Below are 26,325 nucleotides of genomic sequence, written 5' to 3'. Positions count from 1 at the left end.
TCGGACACGCGAGGCCTCACGCCGTCTCGAAGCGCCGCTCGAGGCGCGCGGTCAACCGGTCGATCGGGTAGCAGTAGAGGAAGAAGCACAGCAGGGCGAAGCCGTAGAGGGGCGCGAACAGCTCCGGCCGGCCTCCTTCCGCCGCGTGTACCTGCGCCGTCAGCGTCAGCATCTCGGTGACGCCCACGATCGAGGCCTGGACCGTGGCCATGGCAATCAGGGCGTAGACGTTCATCCAAGGCGGCAGCATCCGCTTCAGGCATTGAGGCAGGATGATGCGGAACAGCGTCTGGCGCCGGGTGAAGGCCAGGGACTCGGCTGCCTCCCACTGGGTGGCCGGCACCGAGCGCACGGCGCCGCGCACGATCTCGGCGACGTTGGCCATCACCGGAAGCGCGAACCCCACGGTCGCCTTGATCCAGTCGGGCAGCGGCACCCGCATGCCGAGCACCGTGACCTGGAACGGCACAAGGAACATCACGAAGAACAGCAGCACCAGCCAGGGCACGTTGCGGAAGAACTGCGTCAGGGCCCAGGCGATGCGGCGCAGGATCGGGCCCTCGCTCAGGAGGCCGAGCCCCAGCCCGACGCCCGCGGCCGTGCCGAGAAGCATCGCGATGAGCGAGATCGCGACGTTGAAGGCAAAGCCCGTCAGCAGCAGCGGCGCCCAGCGCAGGACGACCTGGAACGGCGACAGCACCGCGTCCGGCCCCTCCGCGAAGGCCGGCGCCACGAGGACGAGCCCGGCGAGCCCGGCCCCGAGGAGCCCGGCCCGGACCGGTCCTACGGCGAACCGAGCCCGCGTGCGCGAGACCCGGAACGGCAGCAGCACCGGCAGGTCGCTCGCGGTCTGCGGCGGCCTCACCGGCTGTAGCCCGGGATTCGCAGAGCCCGCTCCCAGCAATGCATGATCCAGACGAGGACGCCGACGAGGACCGCGTAGGTCGCCAGCAGCACCATCATCATCTCCAGCACGTTCTGCGACTCCGACCAGATCTGCTTCACCGCGTAGAGTGTCTCGGGTACGGCGATGGCGTAGGCCAGGGTTGTGGTCTTCAAGAGGTTGATCAGGTTGTTGTTCAGGGCCGGCAGGCAGACCCGGAGGGCGAGCGGCAGCACGACGTAGAGGTAGGCCTTGCGTCGGGTGTAGCCGAGGGACTCGGCCGCCTCGACGGTGGTGCGCGGCACCGCCTCGATGCCCGAGCGGAAGATCTCGACGTTGAAGGCCCCGGCGAACAGGGCCAGCGAGACGATGGCCCATTGCACGTTGTCGAGGAGGGGTACGCGCAAACCGTCGGCGGTTCGGGCCGCCGGCAGCAGGGTGCCGAGCCCGAAATAGAAGAAAAAGATCTGCACCAGCGGCGGCGTGTTGCGGAACACGACGACGAAGCCGTTCACGACGCTGCGCAGGAAGCGGGACGGGCCACCCTGGATGAATGCCCCCACGGCGCCGATGACGAGGCTCACCAGGATCGTCGTCACCGTGAGCAGCAGGGTGATCTTCAGACCGTTGACGTAGCGATGCCAGTCGTAGGGGTCGTAGAAGACCGTGAAGTTGAAGCCCGTGGTCTCGTAGAGGGACCGGAACCAGTTCGGAACGGCGTCCATCGTGTTCCTCAAGACGGCCCGTCGAACGGCCAAGCGCGGCTCAGTTGGTCGCGTTCTTGTACTTCTCGTGCATCGCCTTCGAGTATTCCGTCGGCTCGATCCCCCACTTTTTCTCCTCCTCGACGACGAAGCCGGACTTCATCCAGTCCTTGGTCGTCGTCTCCAAAAGGGCCTGCAGCGAGCTGTTGCCGAGCGCCACGGCCATCATCCAGGGGGCGTCGAGGATGCCCTTCAGCGGCAAGGCGTAGTCAGCCTTCCAGTCTGCGTCGAGAAGCTTACCCTGCAGCATGCTCTGGTCGTAGACGTAGCCGACGCAATTGCCCTGCTTGAGCGCGAAGAGCGGCTTCTCGGAACCGTCGAAGGCGACGATCTCGGCGCCGTAGGAGCGGGCCACGTCCTTGTTGTACCAGGCTCCAGAGGTGGCGCAGAGAGGCTTTCCCTTGAGCTGCGCCCAGTCGGTGATGCCGGCCTTCTTCGGCAGCATCACGTTGACGAAGTCAGAATAGTATTGCGGGTCGATCGCCTGCACTACGCGGCGTCGCTCCGGTTTGTCCGAGAGCGTGGCGATGAGGAGATCGACCTTGCCCTGCTGCAGGAACTCGATCCGGTTCGAAGAGACCACCGGCACGAGTTCCAGCTTCACACCAAGACGCTTGGCGACGTCGGCGGCGAGGTCCGGTTCCAACCCGATGATCGCCCCGCTCGGATCGCGGAAGCCGAAGGGGCGGTAATCCGCCTTCACACCGACGACGAGCGTCCCACGTTGCTTGATCGCCTCGATCCCGTCCGCCGCGATCGCCGAGGAGGCGGAAAGCAAGGCGGCGGCCGCGAGCAGGCGAGAGCCGAGGAACGCCGAAGTCCGCTTGCGCATGGAACGATACCTTGTGCTTGGTAAATCCGGGTCACCGGAGAGGAGACCAGGGCTCGACGAGCGCTTTTCGGGGAGACTGCCGTTTCCGGTTAAACCGAGTCAAGCAATCCATAGGCCATCGCTCCGGGGATCAGCCGAACCGCGCGAGCGAGTACGGCGCGAGATCGATGCGGCCGTCGGCCCGAACCATCTCGTTCGCCACGGCCTCGCCGATCCCCGCCGAGTGCTTGAAACCGTGCCCAGAGCAGGCCGAGACAACGAGGACCCGGTCCATCCGCGGGTGGCGGTCGATGATGAAGCCGCGGTCGGGCGTCACGGTGTAGAGGCAAGCGGCGGCCTGGGTCACCCGCGCCGTCGCACCAGCGAGCCGGCCCGCCACGTGATGCTGGTACATGGCGGCGGATTCGTCAGAACTTACGGTGCGATCGAGGGCTTCGGCCGGCGTGGCAATCTCGTACTGCTCGGTGGCAACCTTGACCTGGGCCTCGCCCGGCAGGGGCGGGAAGCCGTAGAGGTAGTCCGTGTCGCCGGCGCCGTGCATCCAGATGAAGACCGGCGCGCCGGGGCCGTAGGCCGAGGCGTCGTCGAGGGCGTACCAGTGCAGGAGTTGCCGGTTAACCGTAAGCAGGTCCGTGAAAGGTGCGCCGAGAAGAGGCGCGGTCCAGGCCCCGGCCGCAACCACCACCTGATCGGCCAGGACGACGCCGTGGTCGGTCTCGATGCGGACCCCGCCCGGTTCCTGGAGAATCGAACGCACCGTCGTCCCGGTTCGGATTGCTGCGCCGAGTTCGCCGGCTCGGCGCAGTTGCGCGGCGATGCAGCGTTCGGGGCGCACGTAGCCGCCGCCCGGCTCGTAATAGGCCTTCTCGTCGCCGGTGAGATTCCGGAATTGCGGGAAGCGGCGCGCGACCTCGTGCCCGTCGAGGACCTCGTGGGGAATCGCAAAGGCTTGCGCGGCGTCGATCGAGCGTCCGACGAAATCCGGCTTGCCGTGATGGGAGGAGATTCCGCTGCCCGGCCCCATCACCAGGGCGCCGCAGGCGGTCAGCAGCGTCTCGCCAGTCTCCGCTTCCAGGGCCCGCCAGATCCGGTGCGAGGCCAGGACGAAGGGGACGTAGTCGCGGCCCTCGCCGACGGCCTGACGGGTGATGCGGCTCTCGCCGTGGCTCGATCCCAGAGTGTGCGGCGGGGCGAAGCGATCGATCCCGACCGCCTTCGCCCCGCGCAGCCTCAACTGATAGAGGGCTGCGCTACCCATGGCGCCGAGGCCCACGACGGCAATGTCAAAACGGCCTTCCATCGTTGGAGGCGCTCCGTCCGCACTCGAGCCGCTCTGTGCTTCGCTTGAGGGCAAATCCATTGCGAGGCAATGCGTCTGGCCGCATGGTACGCCCAACGCGCCGATGGGGCGGCACCTGCCGGGTCGCTCCACCGCTGAACCGAGCGGGGATCGGTTCATCCACCGTGGAGGCGGCGGGCGCCTAGCAGTATCGTCCGGTGCGACATCGGCCTGCCGCACCAACACGCTTTCAGGAAACGGACGGACTGTCGCTCACGCCGACCGGTTACGCCGAACCTAAACGTCGCATGCGAAAACCCGGGCGTCCGACACCGGCTCGCTACCGAGCGCGGGACGGATCGATCACCAGGATATACTCGCAGGGCTCCTTGCCGAGACTCGTGAAGGCGTGCCCAGCATCGGCTTCGAAGTACAGGCTATCCCCCGTCTCGGCGACGACGGTCCGATCGCCGATCACGGCACGCAGGCGGCCGCGCAGGATGTAGATGTATTCCGAAACGCCGGGGCGATGGGCGGTAAACTCGCCTGTGCTGCCACCGGGCGGCAGGGTGTTCAGCACCAGATCGATGCCTCGGCCCGGCAGGACCGGGGACAGGCACCGGCGTAGGAAGCCCGACTCGTCATCCCGCAGCACGGGCTGCCGGCGCGCCGGAATCAGCAGCACCTCACGTTCGGTCGTGGGTGACATCAGGCGCGAGAAGGTCACCCCGAGCGCCTCGGCCAAGCGCGAGAGCACGACAGTCGACGGGACCGCCTCGGCTCTCTCGATCTTCGAAATCATCGAGCGGCTCACGCCGGACCGCGTCGCCAGCGCCTCCAGAGACAGGTGAAGCTCCCTGCGGCGGCGACGGATCTCCTCGGACACGTAAATCTGAGAACTCGTCTCCGTCCCGCTCTGCCCCGGGGCGACCATCTCCCTCACCGACATGCCGTCATCCACTCCCATCCTTCCGGTACCCCGGCAGCATGGCCGTGCGGGTCAGCTTTGCCCCTGAATAGTTGATCAGCGGGACGTTTGCACGAGCCCCGCGCCCCGGTGTTCCGACCCTCGCAGCCCCCCGGGCATCGTCGCCCGAGATGTCGCGCTCCTGCGCCACCGTCCTGCCGCGTCCTCGCCGAAAGATCCACACTCAGCTGGCATGCCGATTGCCTCCACGTGAGTGGAAATTTCTCCAAGTCGGTGGAGGGCTGAACATCATGGCCAGTGCGGCGATCGCGATGGAGGCGGAATCCGGTCTCGACCAGAATGAGAGCTCGCGCGCGGACCAACGACAGATCGTCTGGTCGAGCGTGATCGGCACGACCGTCGAATGGTACGACTTCCTGATCTACGGCACGGCCAGTGCCTTGGTGTTCAACAAGCTCTTCTTCCCGAGCATTGATCCCGTCGTCGGGACCATCGCGGCTTTCGGCTCCTATGCGGTCGGTTTCCTTGCTCGCCCCTTGGGCGGCGCCGTCTTCGGCCACTTCGGCGACAGGATCGGCCGCAAGGCCATGCTGTCCCTGACGATCATGATCATGGGCCTCGGCACCTTCCTGATCGGCTGCCTTCCGACCTATGCGCAGATCGGCGTCTGGGCGCCGATCCTCCTCGTCGCCCTTCGGCTGGTTCAGGGTATCGGGATCGGCGGGGAATGGGGCGGTGCGGTCCTGATGGTGGTCGAGAGCGTACCGGCGCATCGGCGCGGCTTCTTCGGGAGCATCGTTCAACTCGGCTATCCCCTGGGCGTGATCCTCTCCATCGGAGCCTTCGCCTTGGCCGGGCTCATGCCCGAGGCCGAGTTCCTTGGCTGGGGCTGGCGCCTGCCGTTCCTGGCCAGCGCCTTCCTCGTCGCTGTCGGGCTCTTCATCCGGCTTCGTCTGCATGAGACACCTTCCTTCCAGCGCGTGAAGCAGCGTGCCGCCGTCGCGAAGATCCCGGTGGTCGAAATCCTCACCGAGCATCCCCGCACCTTCCTGAAGGCTGTCGGCCTGAAGGTGTCGGAGATCGCCTATGTCAGCATCGTCACGGTGTTCTCGATTTCCTACGTGACGGGGCAACTCGGCCTGCCGCGTAGCGTCATTCTGAACGGCATCCTCGTCGCGGCCATCATCGAGCTCTTCACGATCCCGGTCTTCGGATGGCTCTCGGACCGCTTCGGCCGGCGCGCCCTGTTCGTGGCCGCGTGCCTGTTCTCGATCGTCTTCGCCTTCCCACTGTTTCAGCTTCTCGACACCCGAAACCCGACCATCATCACACTGACCGTCGCGGTAGCCCTGAGCTTCGGCCAGGGCATCATGTTCGGTACGGGGGCGGCCTGGATGTCGGAACTGTTCGACGCACGCCTGCGCTACAGCGGTGCCTCGCTCGGCTTTCAGGTCGGGGCTGCCCTCAGCGGTGGCTTCACGCCACTCATCGCCGCAGCCCTACTGACCTGGAGCAGCGGTGCGACCTGGCCGATCTCGATCTACCTGATCGTGCTGGCCTGCGTGACCCTGACTGCCGCGTTCCTTTCGCCAGAGACCGCGCGGCGTCAGATCGATTGAGCGGCCGGACCCGGGTGGTTTTTGACACAGCGGGAAACCGCCACCCACAACTCCTTCACAGTGGATAATTTTCTAGTATCGTAGATGGATTCTGGAGCCTGTCGGCTTCGAGGAGGATGGATGAATAGGACGATCATCAAGACGGACAAAGCTGCTCCGGCGGCCGGTCCCTACGCCCAGGCGACCCGTGTCGGCGATCTGGTCTTCGCTTCCGGGCAGCTCCCGATCGACCCGGAAACGGGTGGATTTCCCGACGGCATCGCGGCGCAGACGCGCGCCTCGCTGGCCAATCTCGCAGCGGTTCTAGAGGCGGGTGGCGCGAGTCTGGCGAGCGTGGCCAAGACCACCGTGTTTCTGAAGGACATGAACGACTTCAGCGCCATGAATGCCGTCTATGCGGAGCACTTCCCTGGCGATGCCCCGGCGCGCTCGACGATCGAAGTCGCACGGCTGCCCCGCGACGCCATGGTCGAGATCGAAGCCATCGCCCTCGCGACCCGGCCGGAGACCACCCGATGACGGACGCATCGGCTCCCCGCATGGTTGAGGCGTTCTCGCACCCGGCCGGCGCGATCGCAGTCGGCGTCCCCGGCGGAGCCGTGGGATGGCAGGGCGTCCTGCTCAACATCCATACGGCTCCAGCAGCGAGCTACGAGATGGAGGAGCATACCGAGGCCCGGTGCGTGGCCGGACGCGGCATCGAGGGCGACCGCTACTATCTCGGTTCCGGCACCTATTCGCCCAAGCCGGATACCCGCGAGGTGACTCTGATCGAGCAGGAGGCGCTAGATGCGATCAACCGAAACGACCCGCCCCTGCAGAGTGGCCCCATACACATGGCGCCCATCGATCACCGCCGCAACCTTACCGTCCGCGGCGTTCCCCTGAACCACCTCGTGGGACGACGCTTTCGCGTCGGTGAGGTGATCTTGCGCGGCGGACGGCTGAACTTCCCCTGCAGGTACCTTGAGGAACTCCTCGGCCAGCCTGTCTATCTGCCGCTGTACAACCGCTCGGGCCTGAATTGCGGGATCGAGCGAGGCGGCATCATTCGCGTCGGCGATACGATCGAGATGGTAGACTAGCTCGTGAGCGCACGCCTGATCATGAAGTTGCAGGTTGCGGCGGCCGTCGCGACGACGTCCGACGTCCTGCATCTCACCCTGGTTCATCCGCGTCGGCCGGAACTCCCATCCTGGACAGCGGGTGCCCATATCGATCTGCGGCTCCTCGACGGCCGCGTGCGCCAGTACTCGCTCTGCGGCGATCCTGCCGAGCGCGGCCGATACGAGATCGCGGTCAAGCGCGAGGATGCGGGTCGCGGAGGTTCGACCTGGGTGCACGGCAACCTCACCGCGGGTTCGGTTGCTGACGTTTCCGCGCCTCGCAACAACTTTCCACTCGCCCCCGCTGCACGCCGCCACATCCTCGTTGCAGGTGGGATCGGCGTAACGCCGCTCCTCGCCATGGCGCGGACACTTGCCGACGAGGAGGCTGACTTCGATCTGCATTTCTGCGCACGCTCCGCGGCCGACGCGCCCCTTCTCGCACCTGTCCGCGCAGTCTGCGGTGATCGCCTTCAGCACTGGTTCTCCGATCAAGGACAGCGCTTCGATCCAACACGGCTGGGTGGCTCTGCTGCGGACACCCACGTCTACGCTTGTGGCCCGCGGCGCCTCACCGAGGCCGTCCAGGCTGTTCTTGGCAAGAAGGGCTGGCCGCCGGAGCAGGTCCATGTCGAGCATTTCGCCGCCCTTTCGGACGAGACCTCCAAGCCCGAGCCGTTCGAGGCGCACATCGCATCGACAGGCGCCCTGCTTCACGTGCCAGCGGATCGTTCCCTCCTCGACGTCCTGCGGGAGCACGGCATCTCTCAGCCCGCCTCGTGCGAACTCGGGGTCTGTGGCGCTTGCGAGTGCGGCTATCGCGACGGTACGGTGATCCATCGCGATGTCGTTCTCTCGGTCGGGAAACGGCGGGATCGAATGACGCCATGCGTCTCGCGTGCTCGGGGCGGCGTGACCCTCGATCTCTGAGAGAGGGTGGGGCGATGACCACCGAACGCGATCATTCGCATGGACCGAGCATGACCGAGATCGATACCGAAACGTTTCTGGCCGACCTGTACGAATTGCGCGAGATCGGCCGGTTCCGCACCGGCGTCCACCGGCCGACCTTCTCGCTTGAGGATATGCAGGCGCGCCGCTGGCTGATGACCCGGCTCGAAGAATGCGGTCTCGAGGCGTCGATCGACGGCATCGGCAACGTGCTCGGTCGTCATCGCGGCCCGGGACCCCACCTCTTGGTCGGCAGCCACATCGAGACCCAGAACGAGGCCGGCTGGCTCGACGGGGCGCTCGGCGTCGTCGCCGGGCTGGCGCTGGCGAGGGCCGGGCTGCCCGTCGACGTCGTCGCCTTCGCCGACGAGGAGGGGCACTTTTCCGGCGGCTTCCTGGGAAGCCGCTCGGCGATCGGTGATCTGACGGAGGGTGAGATCGACGCCGCCCGCAACCGCACAGACGGCACGCCCCTGCGGATGGCCCTCGAATCCGCAGGGCTCGCGGGCCTTTCCCGGATGCAGCTGGATCCCGCCCGCTACCGTGGCTTCCTGGAACTGCATATCGAGCAGGGCACGCAGCTCGAAGCCGCCGGCCAGCATCTCGGCGTGGTCAGCGGCATCGTGGCGATCTGGCAGTTTCAGATCCTATTCGAAGGCAACCAGGACCATGCCGGCGGCACCACAATGATCGAGCGCAGGGATGCCGGGCTCTCGGCGGTACGCCTCCTTGCGGCGGCCGACCGGGAATTTCCGAAGGTCGGCGGCCCGCGCAGCACCTGGACGACAGGACGGATCACCCTGGATCCCGGCGGCTACAGCATCATCCCGGGCCGGGCCGAGGTGGCCTTCCAGTTCCGAGACGTGTCGATTCCAGTGCTGGAGCGGATGGAGGCTTGCCTCGAAGCGCTGGTGCGCGAGTCGAACCGGCGGGAGCGTTGCACCGCCACGCTCACGGCCCTCTCGAAGGCGATCCCCGCCCCGTGCGACCCGAACCTGATGCGTGCCCTCTCGGAAGCGGCCGAACAGGTCTGCCCCGGCCGCTGGCAGGTGATGCCCTCGGGGGCCGGGCACGACGCACAGAACGTGGCCCGCATCCTGCCGGCCGCCATGCTGTTCGTCCCATCGATCGGCGGTATCAGCCATCACTGGGCAGAGGATACCTGCGACGCAGACCTAGTTTCCGGCGTGCGCGCCCTTGGAGCGGCGGCGAAGCAGGTCCTCGCCAAGTGATTTCGCCCAGCGTTTCTGGAAGCCCCCGTCAAGACTCCAGCCGCTGACCCGTCCTGATGTTTAGGCAATGACGTCGATGATCGGCGATAGAACCAGCTCGGACTGACCGACGCGGTGCCGTGCGAGCGCCTGCGACGCGCGGTTATGGCCGTATTCATGCAGGATCGCGTCGACCTGATCCACGTCGGGCTGGGGATGGTGGCGTGGCGGCTACCTGAGGCTGGACGATGTGCGTGCGGCGCTCGTGATCCATGACGAGGTTCAGGAAGGCGTTTTCGCAGAAGCCTTCGTCGATGGCCGCTGTTCAGCGCATGCCGTTGCCGTGCCCCAGGTCGGGGGAGACCGATGGCGGAACGTCAGCCCGGACCAAGCCCCCGTTGACGCGAGCGCTGCCGGGTTGGAAGCGATCGGCTGCCGGACCATCCGGATCCGGCAGCCGGGACGGGGGGCAACGCCAGGAGGATGGCCTGGTTTTGGACATCACAGGGTGGGATGTCGGGCGACAATCCGGGCCGGCTGCCGGTTGGGCAGCAACTCCGATGGCGGAAATGGCGTTCACCGTCCGAAAACCGTGGTGCGGTCTCATCGACCAATAAACGTCCGCCCGGTCTCGCTCCAGACCGCGGCGTCTACCGCATCGAACGATGAGCCGCCGGTCCGGCACCCGTGTCGTCCGAGATCCGCTGTGAATTCAAAGCGGGTGTGGGTCAGTCCCACCGCGCCCTCATCCAAGAGAAAGCTCAGGTTGCCGCAGCGGCAGCTTAAATCGTCAGGTCGCAGTCATCGCTCGGCGTGCCATAAAAGTACGCTACGAATCGTATTCAGTGCCGTCAACGACAGCAGAAATGACTGCACTGACCATCGATAGAGGATTGTATCTCCTTGTTTCTGGTCGCCTCGCGCGTGTGACGTCATCAAATTGCCGCACTGGCCCGATGAATGCATGATACGATATGCTTCTGTACGCGGCCGTCGAGCCCCGCCCAACGGATTGATCGAGGCGAATTCAAGGTATGGCGGCGATCGTCCGACTGGCCCTGCTGCGGCCCTACACCTTCGTCGTGATGTCGATCCTGATCCTGATCTTCGGGGTCATGGCGATCGTGCGCACCCCGACCGACATCTTCCCCCGGATCGGCATCCCGGTGATCAGTGTCGTCTGGCAGTACACCGGGTTGCAGCCCGACGACATGGCGGGACGCATCGTATCGGTGTTCGAGCGCTCGCTGACCACCACGGTCAACGACATCGAGCACATCGAATCGCAATCGGTCCCGGGCTACGGGATCGTGAAGATCTACTTCCAGCCCGGCGTCGACATCACCGCGGCTCAGGCGCAGGTCACCTCCATCTCGCAGACGCAGCTCAAGCAGCTGCCGCCGGGCGTCACGCCGCCCCTGATGCTCGCCTACAACGCGTCGAGCGTGCCGATCATCCAGCTCGCCCTGTCCAGCGACAGCCTCTCGCAGACGGCGCTCAACGACCTCGCGCAGAACTTCATCCGGCCTCAGCTCACCACGATCCCCGGGGCGCAGCTGCCCTACGCCTACGGCGGCGCCGCGCGCCAGGTACAGATCGATCTCGACCAGTCGGCGCTTCACGCCCACGGCCTGTCGGCGGCCGACGTCGGCGCGGCCTTGGCCCGGCAGAACCTGATTAATCCGGTGGGCACCCAGAAGATCGGGAGCTTCGAGTGGATCGTTGACCTCAACGACTCACCCAAGAGCATCGAGGCGTTCAACGACCTGCCGGTCAAGGTCGTGGACGGCGCCGTGGTTTTCATGCGCGACGTCGCCCACGTGCGCAACGGCTCGCCGCCCCAGACCAACGTCGTCCAGCTCGACGGCAAGAAGGGCGTGCTGATGTCGATCCTCAAGATCGGCAACGCCTCGACCTTGGACATCATCGCCGACGTCAAGGCGCGCCTGCCCGCCATCCAGGCGGGCCTGCCGACGGGCGTCGACCTCAAGTACGTGGCCGACCAGTCGGGCTTCGTGCGCGAGTCCGTGGTGGCGGTGGTGCGCGAGGGGGTCATCGCCGCCGCGCTGACCGGCCTGATGATCCTGGTCTTCCTGGGCAGCTGGCGCTCGACGCTGATCATCACCGTGTCGATCCCGCTCGCCGTGCTGTGCTCGCTGATCGCGCTCTCGGCGCTCGGGCAGACCATCAACGTGATGACGCTCGGCGGGCTCGCGCTGGCCGTCGGCATCCTCGTCGACGATGCGACCGTGACCATCGAGAACATCAACCGGCACATGGAAGAGTTCGGCGAGGACATCGTCACCGCGATCACCCGCGGGGCGCAGGAGATCATGCCGCCGGCCACCGTCGCCCTGTTCTGCATCTGCATCGCCTTCGTGCCGCTCCTGGCGCTGGGCGGCGTGGCGGGCTTCCTGTTCCGGCCGCTGGCGATGGCGGTGGTGTTCGCGATGATCGCGTCCTACGCGCTCACCTATACCCTGGTGCCGACGCTGGCGCGCTACCTGCTGACCGAGCACGCCCACGAGCAGGATCCGGCGAACAAGCCCGGCCCCTTCGCCCGGTTTCAGCGAGGCTTCGAGCACCGCTTCGAGGCCCTGCGGCAGGCCTATCTCGGGCTGCTCGGCTTGGCGCTGTCGCGCCGGAAGTCGTTCGCCGTCGGCTTCCTCGCGGTGGTCGGCCTGTCGTTCGGCCTCGTCCCCTATCTCGGGCGGGACTTCTTCCCGGATGTGGATGCAGGGGCGCTCCGCATCCACCTGCGGGCCCCGACGGGCACGCGCATCGAGGAGATGACGGCCCTGACCGGGCGGGTCGAGGGACGGCTGCGCGCGCTGATTCCGCCGGGACGGGTGGCCAGCGTCGTCAACAACATCGGCCTTCCGATCAGCGGCATCAACATTTCCTATGGCAACAGCGGCACCATCGGCACCTTCGACGCCGACATGCTGGTGACCCTCGACGAGACCAGTGGCGGCAGCGAGGGCGGCCCATCGACCGCGGCGCTGACCCGGCAGCTGCGCGAGCGCCTGCCGCAGGATTTTCCCGGCGTGACCTTCGCCTTCCTGCCCGCCGACATCGTCAGCCAGATCCTGAACTTCGGCTCCCCCGCCGCGCTGGATGTCCAGGTGGCCAGCCGCGACATCGCGGGGGGCCGCGCCTACGCCAACATGCTCCTGGCCCGGGTCCGCCGCGTAGCCGGGGTCGCGGACGCCCGCATCCAGGAGCAGGCGCGCAACCCGGCGCTGCGGGTCGATTTCGATCGCGCGCTCGCCGGGGTCGTCGGCCTGACCGAGGGCGACGCGGCCGCGAGCCTCCAGGCGACGCTGTCGGGCAGCACGCAGACCGCTCCGACCTACTGGCTCGACCCGCGCAACGGCGTGTCCTACCCGGTCTCCGTCCAGACGCCGCAATATTCGATCGACACGCTGGGCGCGCTCAACAACCTGCCGATCACCGCCGCCCGCTCGGAGCAGCTCCTGGGGGGCTTGGCGACGATCCGCCCCGAGCCGCTCAGCGCGGTGGCGACCGACTACAACATCGCCCCCACCGTCAACATCCTGGCCACGACGCAGGACCGCGATCTCGGCGGCGTCACCGCGGACATCCAGGGGGCGATCGACGCGACGCGGGCCGACCTGCCGAAGGGGGCGACCGTCACGGTGCGCGGGCAGGCGGTGACCATGGCGCAGGCCTACCAGCAGCTGCTCGTGGGCCTCGCCTTCGCGATCGTGCTCATCTACCTGCTCATCGTCGTCAACTTCCAGTCCTGGGTCGACCCGTTCGTCATCGTGACGGCGCTGCCGGCGGCGCTCGCCGGCATCGTGTGGATGCTGTTCGCCACGCACACCCACGTTTCGGTGCCGGCGCTGACGGGGGCGATCATGTGCATGGGCGTGGCGACCGCCAACTCGATCCTGGTCATCAGCTTCGCCCGCGAGCAGCTCGACGCGGGACGCACGGCGATCGAGGCCGCGCTGGCGGCCGGGGCGACGCGGCTGCGGCCTGTGATGATGACCGCGCTGGCGATGATGATCGGCATGGCGCCGATGGCGATCGAGCCGGGCCAGAACGCCCCGCTCGGCCGCGCCGTGATCGGCGGATTGCTGTTCGCCACGCTCGCGACCCTGTTCTTCGTGCCGGTGGTCTTCGGCATCGTGCATGGGCGGCCGCGCCGCGCCGCGGCCCGGCGCGAAGACGCTTCCCCCCAGCCCCTCTCGTCCCCATCGGCCTGAGCGCAGATCCCGCATGCACCCGACCCAACACGCCAAATCCGACGACGCCGCGCACGCGAGGGCCGAGCCCGCAGTCGCGTCGCCCCGCACGCCGTCGGGGCGCCGGGTCGGCGCGCTGCTGGCGGGCGTGGCCATCGGCGCCGCGGCGCTGGCCTGGGTCGGCATCAACGACCGTGCGAAGGGGATGCAAGAGGTCGAGAGCTGGACCGAACGGCAGGCCGTGCCCACCGTTCGGGTGGTGCACGCCCGGCGCGGGCCCATGGACGAGGACCTCACCTTGCCCGGGTCGCTGAGCGCCTTCTACACCGGGACGCTGTATGCCCGCGCCAGCGGCTACGTCACGGCCTGGCATCGGGATATCGGCGCCCGCGTGCGCAAGGACGAGGTCCTGGCCGAGATCTCGGCGCCCGACCTCGACCAGCAACTCGCCGAGGCGCGCGCCACCCTTGTTCAGCTTCAGGCGGCGGTCGACCAGGCTCAGGCGAACGCCGATCTCAGCGCGGCCACCAACAAGCGCACCGCCCGCCTGGTCACGCAGGGCTGGTCGAGCGAGGAGCGCGGCGACACCGACCGCTTCACCGCGGCCTCGCGCACGGCGGCCCTGTCGGTGGCCAAGGCGAACATCGTCGCCCAGCAGGCCAATGTCGGGCGCCTGGAGGAACTGACGCGGTTCAAGGAGGTCCGAGCACCCTTCGACGGGGTCGTGACCGCGCGCAACGTCGACATCGGCGACCTGCTCACGGCGGGGGGAACCTCGGGTCGGCCGCTCTACCGGGTCTCGGATCTCCACCGGGTGCGCGCCTACGTGAACGTGCCGCAGGCCTTCCTCGCCGTGATGAAGCCGGGGTTGAAGGCCTCCCTGCGCGTGCCGGGGCAGGAGGCGGCGTTCGACGCGGAGGTGACCTCGACCGCGAACGCCATCGCGGAGGATTCCCGAAAGGGTCTCGTGGAGCTCCAGGCCGACAACCCGGAAGGCAAGCTCTGGCCGGGGGCGTTCGTGGAGGTGCGATTCCACGTGCCCTCGGACCCGGGGACGTTGCGCGTGCCCGCCACCGCGCTGGTGTTCGACCGCAACGGCACGCAGGTGGCGCAGGTGGGCGACGACCACCGGATCGCGCTGAAGCCCGTGACGCTCGGGCGGAACCTCGGCAACGAGGTCGAGGTGCGCGCGGGCGTGACCACCGCCGAACGGCTGATCGACAATCCTCAGGAGTTCCTGGCGAGCGGGGACGTCGTCCGCGTCGCCGGAGAGGAGGCCGCTCCGCGGACCGCCTCGGCGAACTGACGATCGCCCCCGCGGCGGACGTTTCCCGGGCCCCGCGTGGTGCACCGCGACCCGCCATCGCGAATGGGTCAGGCCGCCGTGCAGCCTGACCGCACGGCGATTTCGCCGGTCGCCGGCGGGCACGTCATGGCAACTGCACGCACCTAGAGCGGCGCCGTTCGTCTATCAGATACGCCCTATCGCCCGCCCTGCCGTCAGTCCGTCGGATCGTCGAACACTCCGGCCCACAAGCCGGCACGACGCCCCCAGGCCCGGTCGCTCGCCCGCCTGTAGGATGCCGGCGCGTCGCGGGCGGGCATCGCGTAACCGTTGGCGATCATCCAATCGCCGAGGTCCTCGTCACCGATTCGACACGTCGCCTCGGCGGAACCGCTGTCTGGGCGATCGTGCCGCTCGCAAATCGGCTCCGCCGTCCCGATGCGTGCGATCATCTTCTCGCGGACTTGACGGCCGCACGCGTAGGGAACCTCGTGGGCGTCCCAACACGTCGCATCCGGTGCGGGCATCACGATGCCGAACAGCGTGACGGATCCGCCGTCGATCGTGAGGGTGGTCCCGTTGATCAGCGAGACATGCCCCGTCGCCGGTTCCCCAGCCAACGCCGGTTTCCCCGCGATGGCGAGACAAGTGGCCAGGGCCAGCGTCAAGACGCGGTTGTCCGGGACCCGGGCCGGGGGGTGATGTCTTGTGGCCGGCGGCGGGCACAGGATCGTGCCGGCAATCGCCGCCACGACGGTCAGAAGGATGCCGATGATGATGGACATGGCCGTGCGGCTCCGCGAACGAGGGATCTGCGGAGCGTTCTGGCGGATCCTGAACCCGCCGGCCTGACGGAGCCCGTCAGCCTCCCGTCAGGTTGACCCACCCATGGTGCCAGTGTCCATGCCGATCCTCCGCATCCTTCTCGTCGCCGCCCTTTGCTCAGGTCTCGTCCGGATGGTCCCTGCGCGCGCGGACGACGACGCCGACCGGGCCCGTCGCGCCCTCGAACGCGGCGAGATCCGTCCGCTCGACGAGGTCCTGCGCGCCGCCCGTGCTGCCGTGCCCGGCGACGTCGTGGCCCTCGACCTGAAGCACCACGACGGGCACTGGCTGTACAAGCTGCGTATCCTCGGCGCGGACAGCAAGCGTCGCGACGTGAAGGTCGATGCGCAGTCGCTGCAGATCATCGACAGGGACGACGATGACTAACCTGACATGGAAACGCGTCCGATGCGGGTGCTAGTCGTCGAGGACGAGCCCCGCATCGCCGCGGACGTGAGCGCTGGCCTGGAGCGTGCCGGCTACGTTGTGGACGTCGTCGCGGATGGCGAGGCCGCGTGGTTCCGCGCCGAGACCGAGACCTACGACGCGATGGTGCTGGACTTGGGCCTGCCGCGCCTCGATGGCCTCGGCGTGCTCCGCCGCCTGCGCGCAGCCGGCACGATGGTCCCCGTGCTGATCCTCACCGCGCGCGATGGCTGGCGGGAGCGCGTGGAGGGCATCGACGCAGGCGCCGACGACTACCTCGCCAAGCCATTTCGAATGGAAGAGCTCGCAGCGCGGCTGCGCGCAATCCTGCGGCGCACCGCCGGCCACGCTTCGCCGGTGCTGCGCGCCGGCGCCGTTGAGCTCGATACGCGCACCCGGGCCGTCAGCGTCGCCGGTCGCGAGATCGACCTGACCGCGTTGGAGTACCGCCTGCTCGCTTTCCTTATGCACCAGCAGGGACAGGTGGTTCCGGCCGGCGAACTTCTCGACCACCTCCACGGCGTCGGAAGCGACCGCGAGGCCAACGCACTCGAGGCGCTGTTGACGCGGTTGCGACGCAAGCTCGGGCCGGGAATGATCGAGACCCGGCGCGGCCAGGGGTACCTCGTCCCCGCCGACCAACCGAAGGCGCCTGGCCGTTGAGGGCGGACTCCCTGCGCCTGCGCCTCGGGATCACCGGCGCCGCCTTGATCGGCCTCGCTCTACTGCTGGCCGGCTTCGGCCTGACGATCATCTTCGACCGCGTGCTGGACGCCCGCACGGCCGACGAGCTCGACCGCTCGGCCAAGCTCATCGCCGGGCGCGTCGGACTGGCTTCGGACGGTGCCCCGACCCTGTCGCGCGAGCCGCCGGATCCGCGTTTCGCCACACCCTATGGCGGCCTGTACTGGCAGGTCGAGACGCCGGACCGGCGGTCCCTGCGGTCGCGCTCGCTTTGGGACAAGAGGCTCGAATCGTCGGGCCTGGACACGGGTGATGCGCCGATGGTCGCCGATGCGACGGGACCGGATGGGGGGCGGCTCCTGTCCCTATCGCGACCGGTCGAGATCGATGGGGCCGGTGGAACGGCGACACGGTTGCGGGTCACCGTCGCCGAGGATCGGCGTGGACTGGCCGCGAGCCGGTCGACGTTCCTGCGCCTTCTTATGCCGTCGCTCGCCGCGCTGTTCGTTGTGCTGACCCTGGCGATGGCGGTCTTCGTCCATCGCGCGCTGACGCCATTTCGAACGTTGCGCGCGAGCCTTGCCGCGGTGCATGCCGGAACGCGCGAACGCCTCCCGGACGTCTTCCCGGACGAGGTTCGTCCGCTCGTGGCCGACCTCAATTCGTTGCTCGACGCACAGGAACGGGCGCTCAAGCGAGCGGAGGCCGGCGCGGCGGACATGGCACACGGACTGAAGACGCCGTTGGCCGTCATCGACGCCCTGATGCGCAGGCTCTCCACAACGGAACCGCTTGTGGCGCAGCAGATCGCGGAACAGACACAGGCGATGGGCGGTCAGGTCGATCGCACGCTGGCTCGAGCGCGCCTCGCGGGTGCTCGGGACCTGCGTCGCAGATCCTGTGGCGTGGCGGCGGTCGTGGACAGGCTCGTCGCCACGATGCGGCGGCTTCCCGAGGGCGACTCACTGGTCTGGGACGTATCTGTCCCTGCCGATCTGTCTTACCCGGGCGACGAGGGCGAGCTGATGGAGGTTCTGGGCAACCTGCTCGACAACGCGCGCAAGTGGGCACACCGGCGTGTGCGCGTCACCGGGACGCCGGACGGGGCGGGAGGCCGCTTGTCGGTCAGCGACGATGGGCCGGGGATGGACCCTCCGGCCCTGGCCGGGCTGGGCCGTGGGGTGCGCTGGGACGAAAGCCGACCGGGCACCGGTTTCGGGTTGGCGATCGCCCGCGACGTAGCCGAGGCAGCCGGTGCCCGGATGGCATTCGGCGAGGCCGCCGAGGGGGGGCTGATGGTCGAGATGGTTTGGTTCTCCGGCTGAGGTCTTCGGCAGTCTTCCGCCGGCAGGGGACAGTCGAGACCGCCAGGGTGGATCTCCAGGCGGCTCCGCGAGCCACCTGGCCCGAGACGGCCCTTGCCGGCGCTGCCGGGACGCAGAGGCGGCCGCTGACGCTTCGAGTTCGAATCGAACGTCAGGTTCAAGGCCAAACGTCGGACGGGATCGACGCTTTACCCCGGAAGCGGACATCCGTTTTCTGCCGTTCCGGCAGCGGTCCGTTTCCCCCGTCACCGCGGTGGATCGAGCAAAGCTTGCGAGTTTGGCAGCTGCGGATGCCGGCGTGCGACGACCTTGCACGCCGCCGGGAATATCATGCCCGTGCGTGTCGACCCCGGTATCCGGCGTCGCCTCAGGTGCCGGATGCCTGCGTTCGACGGTCGATCCAAGTTCGACCTACCGGCTCCCACTGAACCGCTGCCGGAGGGCGTCGGCTTTGCCGCCAGTCCGTTGCCGCCGATACGATGGAGGCCAAGGCCGTCGACCTGTCCGGTGGCAACAGGTTCGAATGGCGGCTGATTGCAACTTGAGAGCGCGAATTCAACGCCCGGTGTAGCCTCTAATTAAGAATTCTACCTCTATAAATAAGTGCTTCCATTCGGCACGCTCGCTGGGCGGCCTGAGATCGGGTCCGATGTGCCATGAGCGCTGAACGGCACTACCTTGGCGCTGTCCGGCGCGAGACGCCGCGGAGCCTGCGGCCGAACGCGGGCACCCCCTCCCACTCCTGGGCGCGCTATCTCGACGTGATCCGGCACGGGCTGCTGATGATCGACGATGCGGGGCGCGTGATCGTCTCGAATGCGCCGGCCGAGCGCCTCCTGACCAACTTCCTGCCGCCTTCGCGCGAACCGGGTGCCAGGCCGTTGCTTCGCGCCCTGTGCGCCGGGACTGCGAAACCGAGGCGCGAGGTCTTCCGATCCTTGCGCCAGGGACGCGATCGTCGCACGGCCGTTTCGTTCGAGGTCAGGGATCAGGGGCTCACGCTGCAGGTCGAGCTGAATCCTGCAGAGGAACAGGGTTGGATCGCGACGATCGAGGACGTCAGCGCGCGCAAAGCCAGCGAGGCGCGCGCCGACGAGGCGGCACGCCAGGATCCGCTCACCGGCTTGCCGAACCGGCTGCTCCTGCAGGAACGACTCTCCGAGGCCCTCGTGCGCCTCCATCGCAACGGCGAGAAGTGCGCGCTTCTCCTCGTCGACCTCGATCGCTTCAAGCCCGTCAACGACACGCTCGGCCACCCGATCGGCGACGCGCTCCTGAAGAAGGTCGCCGATCGACTGCGCTCGGCCGTGCGGCCCACCGACACCGTCGCCCGGATCGGCGGCGACGAGTTCATCATCGTGCAGGCAGGCATCCGCGAGGCCAGCGACACGCAGGCCCTGGCTCGGCGCCTCGTCGACCTGATCGGCCGAACCTACATGATCGACGGGCACCTCCTGACGATCGGGGCCAGCGTCGGCGTCGCGTTGGCGCCCAACGACGGGGACGCCTCCGAGACGCTCCTGAAGAACGCCGACCTGGCCCTCTACCGGGCCAAGGTCGACGGACGCGGCACGTACCGCTTCTTCGAGCCCGAGATGGACGCGCGCATGCAGGCGCGCCGCCGGCTGGAGCTCGACATGCGTCAGGCGCTCGCCCGCCGCGAGTTCCAGCTGCACTACCAGCCGCAGATGCAGCTCGACGGTGATCGGCTGATCGGCTGCGAGGCCCTGATCCGCTGGAAGCATCCCGAGCGCGGGGCGGTGTCACCACTGGACTTCATCCCGCTGGCCGAGGAGATCGGCCTGATCGTGCCGATCGGCGACTGGGTCATCCGGCAGGCCTGCCGCGATGCGATGCACTGGCCGGCGCACATGGCGGTGGCCGTGAACGTGTCCCCGGCCCAGTTCAAGAGCGACCGCCTGGTCGAGACGATCATGTCGGCGCTTGCCGGCTCGGGCTTGCCCGCCCGGCGCCTGGAGGTCGAGATCACCGAGGGCGTGCTGCTTCAGGAGAACGAGAAGACGCTGCGGACGCTGCATCGGCTGCGCGAGCTCGGCGTCCGCGTGTCGATGGACGATTTCGGCACGGGCTACTCCTCCCTGAGCTACCTGCGCTCGTTCCCCTTCGACAAGATCAAGATCGACCGCTCCTTCGTGAAGGACCTGTCGAGCAAGCCGGACGGCGACGCGATCATCAGGGCCATCGCGGGCCTCGGCAAGAGCCTGGGCATGACGACGGTCGCCGAAGGCGTCGAGACGCCGGAGCAGATGCAGCGCATCCGCGAAGAGGGCTGCACCGACGTGCAGGGCTATCTCATCAGCAGGCCGATACCGGCCGACGACCTCATGACCTTCCTCGCGAGCTACCCGCCGCACGCGTGATCCACCCCAGTCCCGGATAGTCTCTGATGAGCGAACTCTATCGCCTGGTCTACGCGAGCAAGAACCTGCTGAAGGGATCGGAGGCCGAGATGACGGCATCGATCACGCAGATCCTCGCGGCGTCGCAACGGAACAACGCCGAGTCGGACGTGACCGGCGCGCTGATGTTCAATGCGGGGGCGTTCGCCCAGGTTCTGGAGGGACCGCGCCGCGAGGTCGAGGAGACGTTCGAGCGGATCCAGTGCGACGATCGGCACGGCGACGTGACGGTCCTCCAATGCGGGCCGACCGAGAAGCGCGGCTTCGCGAACTGGTCGATGGCCTTCGTCGGCCAGTCCGCCGGGGGACAGGCGCAATTCAGCCAGCTTGCGGCCGAGAGCGGCTTCGACCTCTCGCGCCTGGACGGCGACGCCGTGTTCGCGATGCTGCACGGGCTCGTGCTGGAGGAGGAGCGGGTGCCGGCCCCCGCGCAGATCGCTTCGCCGTCCGAGGATCTCCCCGCAACGGGCCTCGATGTCGAGCAGCTTCGAACGGAGATCGCGCAGCTTCGGCGAGAGGATGCGGCCCCCCGGATCCCGCCGGCGCCCGACTCGGTCCTGGCCGGCCCGATCGCGGTCGTCGGCCTGCCCGCCCGCCCGGGAGGCGACGCGACGGGCTCGGTGGCCGGCGCGGCGGACGCTGCCTTGTCCGTGCTCAAGACCGCCCTGGCGCGCGAGCGGCAACGGACGAGCGAGCTTCGGACGGAGATCGACGCGCTAGAGGTCGCGCTGGCCTTGCACCAGGACCAGATGGAGGCCCTGCGGGCGGACCGGGACCGCTGGGCCGAGCGCGCACGCCTTCTTGCCGCGGCGATGGTCCAGGAGGCGGGCGAGGTCCGGACGTCGCCCGATCACGCGAGCGCCGGGTCCAGGGAGCCGACATCCGCCGCGGCGCCGGGCGCGGCCCGTCGCCTGCGCGCCTAGAGCCTGTTCCGGCGAGCGGGATGCCCCGGTGATCCGATCGCGGGCCGGCGCGAATACGGACCGTCGTCCACGCCCGCCGGCGCCGGACGTCAGGGCGACGTCCGCAGCCGCTCCAGCAGGGTGACGTCGGCATAGCCGTCCGGACGGAGGCCGGTCGAGGCCTGGTAGGCGCGGATCGCGGCCCGAGTCTTCGGACCGATCCGGCCGTCCACGGCGCCGGCCGTGTGGCCGTGCGCGTCCAGGCGGGTCTGAAGGTCGCGGCGCTCGGCTTCGGTCAGGACGCGGTCGCCACGGGGCCAGTCGCGGGCGAAAGCGGCCTGCCCGCGAAGGCGGTCCGACAGGTGCGCGACGGTGAGCGCGTAGGACAGCGAGGTGTTGTAGCGCAGGATCACCGAGAAGTTCGGCCGCAGCAGGAAGGCCGGGCCGCCCGCGCCCGCGGGGACGACGAGGGTGGCCTGCGCGACGCCGTCCGTTTTGCGATCGGGGACGGGCGTCGCGCCGAGCGCGTGCCAAGCGTCGAGGCTGCGCGAGGTGGTCTCGTCCGCCAGCGCGTAGTCGAAGCTTTCTCCCAGCACGGCGTCGGTGCCCCAGGGCTCGTTGCCGCGCCAGCCCATGGCGACGAGGTAGTTCGCCGTCGAAGCGAGCGCATCAGGCACCGACCAGAGGTCGCGCCGGCCGTCGCCGTCGAAATCCACGGCGTGGGCGCGGTAGACGCTCGGCATGAACTGGGTATGCCCCATGGCGCCGGCCCAGGAGCCGGTCAGGCGCGCGGGCGGCACATCCCCTTGCGCGAGGATCCGAAGCGCCTCGACGAGCTCGTCGCGCCAGTAGCTCGGTCGGCCTGGATCGCCGCAGGCCAGCGTCGCGAGCGATTGCACCACCGGACGGACGATCGCGGCGTCGTCGAGGACTTTGCCGTAGCCCGACTCGACGCCCCAGAAGGCCACGAGGGTGAAGCGGTCGACGCCGGTGCGTCGCTCGATCGCCTCGAGGACCGCGGCCCATTCCTCGAGCTTGCGCTGCCCTTCGGCGATGGTCGCCTCGGTGATCGTGGCGTCGAGGTAGGCCCAGATCGGCTTAACGAACTCGGCTTGGCCGCGGGTCGCCGCCAGCACGTCCGGATTGGCCGCCAAGCCGGCGAGCGGCCCGTCCGCCCAGGCCGGCGGCACCCCGCGGGCCTGGGCGTCGGCGGCGATCCTGCCCAGGCAGTCGGCCCAGGGCGATGGTTCCGACGATGGTTCCGAGGATGCCGGGCCGGCCGTCGTCAGGGCCATGGGGAGGGCTGCGGCGCGGAGCAGGTGGGCGAGGCGCATCATCGGTTCTCCGCGTCGGGGTGGCGATCGCATTGCCGGAGGAAGCCCCTCGGCCCTATGTCGGTTCTCGATCCCGCTCAAGGCGCGCGTGCGGTCGCGACCCGGCGCATCCGTCACGGTTCATCACGGCTCTCGTCCCCGCACCGCCCTTGGAACCCCTCGACCGATGCCGAACCGTCTCACGTCGACCGTCCGCGCCGCCGCCGAGGGGCTCGTCGCGCTGGTGGCGGCCGGCAACCGGCTGCGCCTGCCGGGGACGGCGCACCCCTTCGTGGTCGGCGTCCACGCGCCGATGCGCGCGGAGCTGACGCTGCGGGACCTGCCCGTGACCGGGACGATCCCATCGGGGCTCGACGGGCGCTACCTCAAGATGGGCGCCAACCCGGCCCGCCCGACGACGCGCGGCCACGATTGGTTCCTGGGCGACGGCATGGTGCACGGCCTCCGCGTCGCGGGGGGCAAGGCCCTGTGGTACCGCAACCGCTGGATCGGATCGCGGGCGGCCTCGGCGGCGCTCGGCCGGCCCGCCGCCCCCGGACCGCGCCGGGGCGACGACACCGTCAACACCAACGTCGTCGAGATCGGCGGCCGCGCCTTCGCCCTGGTCGAGGCCGGCAGCTATCCGGTCGCGCTGTCCAAGGATCTGGAGACGCAGCTTTACGATCCGTTCGAGGGGACGCTCGCCGGTTCCTTCACCGGGCATCCGCACCGCGACCCCGAGACCGGCGAGACGCATGCCATCGCCTACGACGGCCGGATCTGGGACAGCGTGCGCCACGTCGTCGTCTCGCCCGCCGGCCGCGTCGTGCGCGACGTATCGATCCCGGTCGAGCACGGCCCCTGCATCCACGATTGCGCGATCACGGCGCGCTTCGCGGTGGTGCTGGACCTGCCCCTCACCTTCTCGATGCGGGCGGTGCTGGCCGGCCACCGCTTCCCGTTCCGCTGGAACCCCGCCCACCGCGCGCGCCTCGGCCTGCTCCCCCGGCACGGGACGGCCGCCGACATCACATGGTGCGCCCTCGATCCATGCTTCGTGTTCCACGTCGCCAACGCCTACGACGACGCGGACGGGCGGGTGGTCCTCGACGTCGTCGCCTACGAGAGCGTGTTCGCCTCGGCAGGCGGCGGCCTCGACAGGCCGGGCCGGCTGGAGCGCTGGACCGTCGACCCCGCGACGGGGCGGGTCGACCGGCGGGTGGTCGATCCGGCGCCGCAGGAGTTTCCGCGGATCGACGAGCGCCGCTTCGGGCGACCCCACCGCTACGTCTACGCGGTCTCGGTCCCCGCCGACGGCAACACGCAGCTCGAAGGCGCGACGCAGATCTACAAGCACGATCTGGCGCGCGGGGCGCGGCGCGTGCACGAATTCGGTGCCGGCCGCGTCCCGGGGGAGTTCGTGTTCGTGCCGGCGCGGCCGGAGGCCGGCGAGGACGAGGGATGGCTGATCGGGCTCGTCGTCGACACGGCGCGCGACACGACCGACTTCGTCGTCCTCAATGCGCGCGCGTTCGAGGCGCCGCCCGTCGCCACGATCCACCTCGGGCACCGGATCCCGCCGGGCTTCCACGGCAACTGGTTTCCCGCGCGCGATCCGGCGTGAACGGTCGCGGAGGTTGACCCCGATCACCGCGTCGATGCCCGAGGGCGTGATCGCGCTCCAGCCGCATACAGCGGCGAAAGCCATCGAACGCCGTAAGCGAGTGCTGCGATGCAAGGCGAGCCGACGGCGCCTCCGGCGGGGCGGCGAAGCCGGCAAAACGACCACGAGGAGCGCGAAGCGGGGATGGCTCCTCCGACGCCTGAAGCCAAATCGCGGGACCGCACGGCGTGGCGCTTTATTCCGCTGGTCGGTCCGTGCATGATGAAGGCATGAGCGTCGCGCCGTCCGGTGCGGGTGCCGCGGGATCGCATCTCAAGCCCGAGGACAACGGGCAGGGCGGTTCCGCCGACGGGGAGGGTTTTGGATGGATCGTCGCGTCCTGTTGGCCGGCGTCGGCGGTCTTGCCGCGTGGGCTGCGCTTCGCCCGTCGGCCTCCGTCTCCGCCGGCGACAGGACGCCCATCGTGCTCTGGCATGCGATGTCGGGCGCGAACGGCGAGGAGATCGAGCGGCTGACGCGCGATTTCAACGCGAGCCAGTCCGATGTCACCCTCCAGGCGGTGTTCAAGGGCACCTATCCCGAGACGTTGACGGCGGCGATCGCGGCCTACCGCGCCGGCAAGGCGCCGCACGTCGTCCAGATCTTCGAGGTCGGCACGGGCACGATGCTGCAGGCTGGCGCCGCCATCAAGCCGGCCTGGAAGCTGGCGGAGGAGACCGGGCTCGCACTCGATCCCAAGGCCTACATCCCAGGCGTGCGCGGATACTACAGCCTGGCCGACGGCAAGCTCGCCTCGATGCCCTTCAACTCCTCGACGGCGGTCATGTGGTACAACCGCGACGCCTTCGAGAAGGCAGGGCTCGACCCGGACGCGCCGCCGGCCACCTACGACGACTTCGCCAAGGCGGCCCGCACCCTCGCCTCCAAGGCGGCCACGCCCATCGCCAGCACCTCGGCCTGGATGACCTGGATCCAGTTCGAGGAATACGCCGCGATCCAGAACCTCGCCTACGCCACCGAGAACGACGGCTACGACGGCCTCGGCGCGGAACTGCTCATCAACACCAAGCCGTTCGTCGACCAGCTCCAGCGCTTCTTGGACCTGTCGAAGGACGGCGCCTTCAAGTACGCCGGCCGCGACGGCGCGCCCGATGCGGTCTTCTATTCCGGGCAGGCCGCGATCGGCTTCGGCTCGTCCTCGGGCCGTGCCGACATCGTCAAGAACGCCAAGTTCCGTTACGCCGAGGCCTTCCTGCCGACCGAGCCGGCGCTGAATCCGCGCCCGAACAACTCCATCATCGGCGGCGCCAGCCTGTGGGCGATGACGGCGCCGAAGCGCAGCGAGGCCGAATACAAGGGCGTCGCGGCCTTCTACGCCTTCATCGCGAAGCCCGAGCAGGTCGCCCTCTACGCCCAGAACACCGGCTACGTTCCGGTGACGCTCGCGGGCTACGCGGCCACGAAGCAGGCGGGCTACTTCGACAAAAATCCCGGCACCGACGTGCCGGCGCGGCAGCTCTCCCGCGGGGAGCTGACCTCGAACTCGCGCGGCCTGCGCCTCGGCCGCCTGCCGGAGATCCGCGCGATCCTCTACGAGGAGATCGAGAAGGCGCTCCAGGGCCAGCAGACGGCGCAATCGGCGATGGACGCCGCCGCCGCGCGCGGGAACCGCGTCCTGCGCGACTTCCAGAAATCCGCGCGCGGCTGACGCGGCGGACCGGCGGAAGGCACGCGTGG

At 68.7% G+C, this 26,325-nt stretch carries 22 protein-coding genes; 14 read left to right on the top strand and 8 right to left on the bottom strand.

The features are described from left to right. Window positions 1-16: 16 nt before the first annotated feature. The 5 genes from MKK60_RS02780 to MKK60_RS02760 form a co-directional block, all read right to left on the bottom strand. Window positions 17-865 carry an amino acid ABC transporter permease gene (locus MKK60_RS02780; protein ID WP_243983851.1) on the bottom strand — a complete coding sequence of 283 codons (849 nt, stop codon included), beginning with the start codon at window positions 863-865 and terminating at the stop codon, window positions 17-19. Beyond that, window positions 862-1,608 (bottom strand): amino acid ABC transporter permease, encoded by a 747-nt coding sequence (locus tag MKK60_RS02775; protein WP_243983849.1) that lies wholly within the window; start codon window positions 1,606-1,608, stop codon window positions 862-864. The genes MKK60_RS02780 and MKK60_RS02775 overlap by 4 nt, the downstream gene beginning before the upstream one ends. A 40-nt stretch (window positions 1,609-1,648) precedes the next feature. Next, window positions 1,649-2,479, bottom strand: coding sequence for a transporter substrate-binding domain-containing protein (locus tag MKK60_RS02770; protein ID WP_243983847.1), 831 nt, complete (start codon window positions 2,477-2,479; stop codon window positions 1,649-1,651). Window positions 2,480-2,609: 130 nt separating this feature from the next. Further along, window positions 2,610-3,779, bottom strand: a complete 1,170-nt coding sequence (gene solA / locus MKK60_RS02765; protein ID WP_243983877.1) for an N-methyl-L-tryptophan oxidase — start codon at window positions 3,777-3,779, stop codon at window positions 2,610-2,612. A 319-nt stretch (window positions 3,780-4,098) separates the two neighbouring features. Next, window positions 4,099-4,719: a helix-turn-helix domain-containing protein gene (locus tag MKK60_RS02760; protein WP_409567354.1), complete on the bottom strand. Its 621-nt coding sequence runs from the start codon at window positions 4,717-4,719 to the stop codon at window positions 4,099-4,101. A gap of 278 nt (window positions 4,720-4,997) precedes the next feature. Between MKK60_RS02760 and MKK60_RS02755 the strand changes: the two genes are divergently transcribed. From MKK60_RS02755 to MKK60_RS02735, 5 genes are all read left to right on the top strand, one after another. Beyond that, window positions 4,998-6,305: an MFS transporter gene (locus tag MKK60_RS02755; RefSeq protein ID WP_243983876.1), complete on the top strand. Its 1,308-nt coding sequence runs from the start codon at window positions 4,998-5,000 to the stop codon at window positions 6,303-6,305. Window positions 6,306-6,425: 120 nt separating this feature from the next. Continuing rightward, the gene (locus tag MKK60_RS02750; protein ID WP_147840973.1) at window positions 6,426-6,824 is read left to right on the top strand and encodes a Rid family detoxifying hydrolase; all 399 of its coding nucleotides are present in this window, start codon (window positions 6,426-6,428) and stop codon (window positions 6,822-6,824) included. Further along, window positions 6,821-7,390: an MOSC domain-containing protein gene (locus tag MKK60_RS02745; RefSeq protein ID WP_243983844.1), complete on the top strand. Its 570-nt coding sequence runs from the start codon at window positions 6,821-6,823 to the stop codon at window positions 7,388-7,390. The genes MKK60_RS02750 and MKK60_RS02745 overlap by 4 nt, the downstream gene beginning before the upstream one ends. A gap of 3 nt (window positions 7,391-7,393) precedes the next feature. Then, on the top strand, window positions 7,394-8,341 hold the full coding sequence (locus MKK60_RS02740) for a PDR/VanB family oxidoreductase (RefSeq protein WP_243983841.1): 948 nt from the start codon (window positions 7,394-7,396) through the stop codon (window positions 8,339-8,341). A gap of 50 nt (window positions 8,342-8,391) precedes the next feature. After that, window positions 8,392-9,594, top strand: a complete 1,203-nt coding sequence (locus MKK60_RS02735) for a Zn-dependent hydrolase (RefSeq protein ID WP_243983839.1) — start codon at window positions 8,392-8,394, stop codon at window positions 9,592-9,594. Window positions 9,595-9,654: 60 nt separating this feature from the next. Here MKK60_RS02735 and MKK60_RS28380 read toward each other — a convergent pair whose 3' ends face one another. Further along, window positions 9,655-9,777: a hypothetical protein gene (locus MKK60_RS28380; RefSeq protein WP_279603943.1), complete on the bottom strand. Its 123-nt coding sequence runs from the start codon at window positions 9,775-9,777 to the stop codon at window positions 9,655-9,657. An 830-nt stretch (window positions 9,778-10,607) separates the two neighbouring features. Between MKK60_RS28380 and MKK60_RS02730 the strand changes: the two genes are divergently transcribed. Both MKK60_RS02730 and MKK60_RS02725 read left to right on the top strand, forming a co-directional pair. After that, window positions 10,608-13,805 carry an efflux RND transporter permease subunit gene (locus tag MKK60_RS02730; RefSeq protein ID WP_243983837.1) on the top strand — a complete coding sequence of 1,066 codons (3,198 nt, stop codon included), beginning with the start codon at window positions 10,608-10,610 and terminating at the stop codon, window positions 13,803-13,805. 13 nt (window positions 13,806-13,818) lie between these two features. Then, on the top strand, window positions 13,819-15,090 hold the full coding sequence (locus tag MKK60_RS02725; RefSeq protein WP_243983835.1) for an efflux RND transporter periplasmic adaptor subunit: 1,272 nt from the start codon (window positions 13,819-13,821) through the stop codon (window positions 15,088-15,090). A 194-nt stretch (window positions 15,091-15,284) separates the two neighbouring features. On the opposite strand, the gene MKK60_RS02720 is transcribed toward MKK60_RS02725, so the two are convergent. Further along, window positions 15,285-15,854: a thermonuclease family protein gene (locus MKK60_RS02720; protein ID WP_243983833.1), complete on the bottom strand. Its 570-nt coding sequence runs from the start codon at window positions 15,852-15,854 to the stop codon at window positions 15,285-15,287. Window positions 15,855-15,972: 118 nt separating this feature from the next. On the opposite strand from MKK60_RS02720, the gene MKK60_RS02715 reads away from it, so the two are divergent. From MKK60_RS02715 to MKK60_RS02695, 5 genes are all read left to right on the top strand, one after another. Next, the gene (locus tag MKK60_RS02715; RefSeq protein ID WP_187274690.1) at window positions 15,973-16,281 is read left to right on the top strand and encodes a PepSY domain-containing protein; all 309 of its coding nucleotides are present in this window, start codon (window positions 15,973-15,975) and stop codon (window positions 16,279-16,281) included. Window positions 16,282-16,302: 21 nt separating this feature from the next. Further along, window positions 16,303-16,983: a response regulator transcription factor gene (locus tag MKK60_RS02710; RefSeq protein ID WP_147843851.1), complete on the top strand. Its 681-nt coding sequence runs from the start codon at window positions 16,303-16,305 to the stop codon at window positions 16,981-16,983. Continuing rightward, window positions 16,980-18,329, top strand: coding sequence for a sensor histidine kinase (locus MKK60_RS02705; protein ID WP_243983831.1), 1,350 nt, complete (start codon window positions 16,980-16,982; stop codon window positions 18,327-18,329). Before MKK60_RS02710 ends, MKK60_RS02705 begins: the two co-directional genes overlap by 4 nt. 656 nt (window positions 18,330-18,985) lie before the next feature. Further along, window positions 18,986-20,710, top strand: coding sequence for a putative bifunctional diguanylate cyclase/phosphodiesterase (locus MKK60_RS02700; RefSeq protein ID WP_243983829.1), 1,725 nt, complete (start codon window positions 18,986-18,988; stop codon window positions 20,708-20,710). A gap of 26 nt (window positions 20,711-20,736) precedes the next feature. Beyond that, window positions 20,737-21,672 (top strand): BLUF domain-containing protein, encoded by a 936-nt coding sequence (locus MKK60_RS02695; RefSeq protein WP_243983827.1) that lies wholly within the window; start codon window positions 20,737-20,739, stop codon window positions 21,670-21,672. Window positions 21,673-21,761: 89 nt separating this feature from the next. Here MKK60_RS02695 and MKK60_RS02690 read toward each other — a convergent pair whose 3' ends face one another. Next, complete coding sequence (locus MKK60_RS02690; protein WP_243983875.1) at window positions 21,762-22,985, bottom strand: lytic murein transglycosylase; 1,224 nt, start codon at window positions 22,983-22,985, stop codon at window positions 21,762-21,764. 166 nt (window positions 22,986-23,151) lie between these two features. Here MKK60_RS02690 and MKK60_RS02685 point away from each other — a divergent pair, with 166 nt between their 5' ends. Together MKK60_RS02685 and ugpB are read left to right on the top strand one after the other, a co-directional pair. Next, window positions 23,152-24,588 carry a carotenoid oxygenase family protein gene (locus MKK60_RS02685; protein ID WP_243983826.1) on the top strand — a complete coding sequence of 479 codons (1,437 nt, stop codon included), beginning with the start codon at window positions 23,152-23,154 and terminating at the stop codon, window positions 24,586-24,588. 364 nt (window positions 24,589-24,952) lie between these two features. Further along, window positions 24,953-26,296, top strand: a complete 1,344-nt coding sequence (gene ugpB / locus MKK60_RS02680; RefSeq protein ID WP_243983825.1) for a sn-glycerol-3-phosphate ABC transporter substrate-binding protein UgpB — start codon at window positions 24,953-24,955, stop codon at window positions 26,294-26,296. Window positions 26,297-26,325 lie beyond the last annotated feature (29 nt).

It is taken from the genome of Methylobacterium sp. J-092, from assembly GCF_022829325.1.
Lineage (GTDB): Bacteria > Pseudomonadota > Alphaproteobacteria > Rhizobiales > Beijerinckiaceae > Methylobacterium.
Note: the sequence above shows the minus strand (reverse complement) of the source record. Positions and strands in the feature narration are given on the sequence as shown.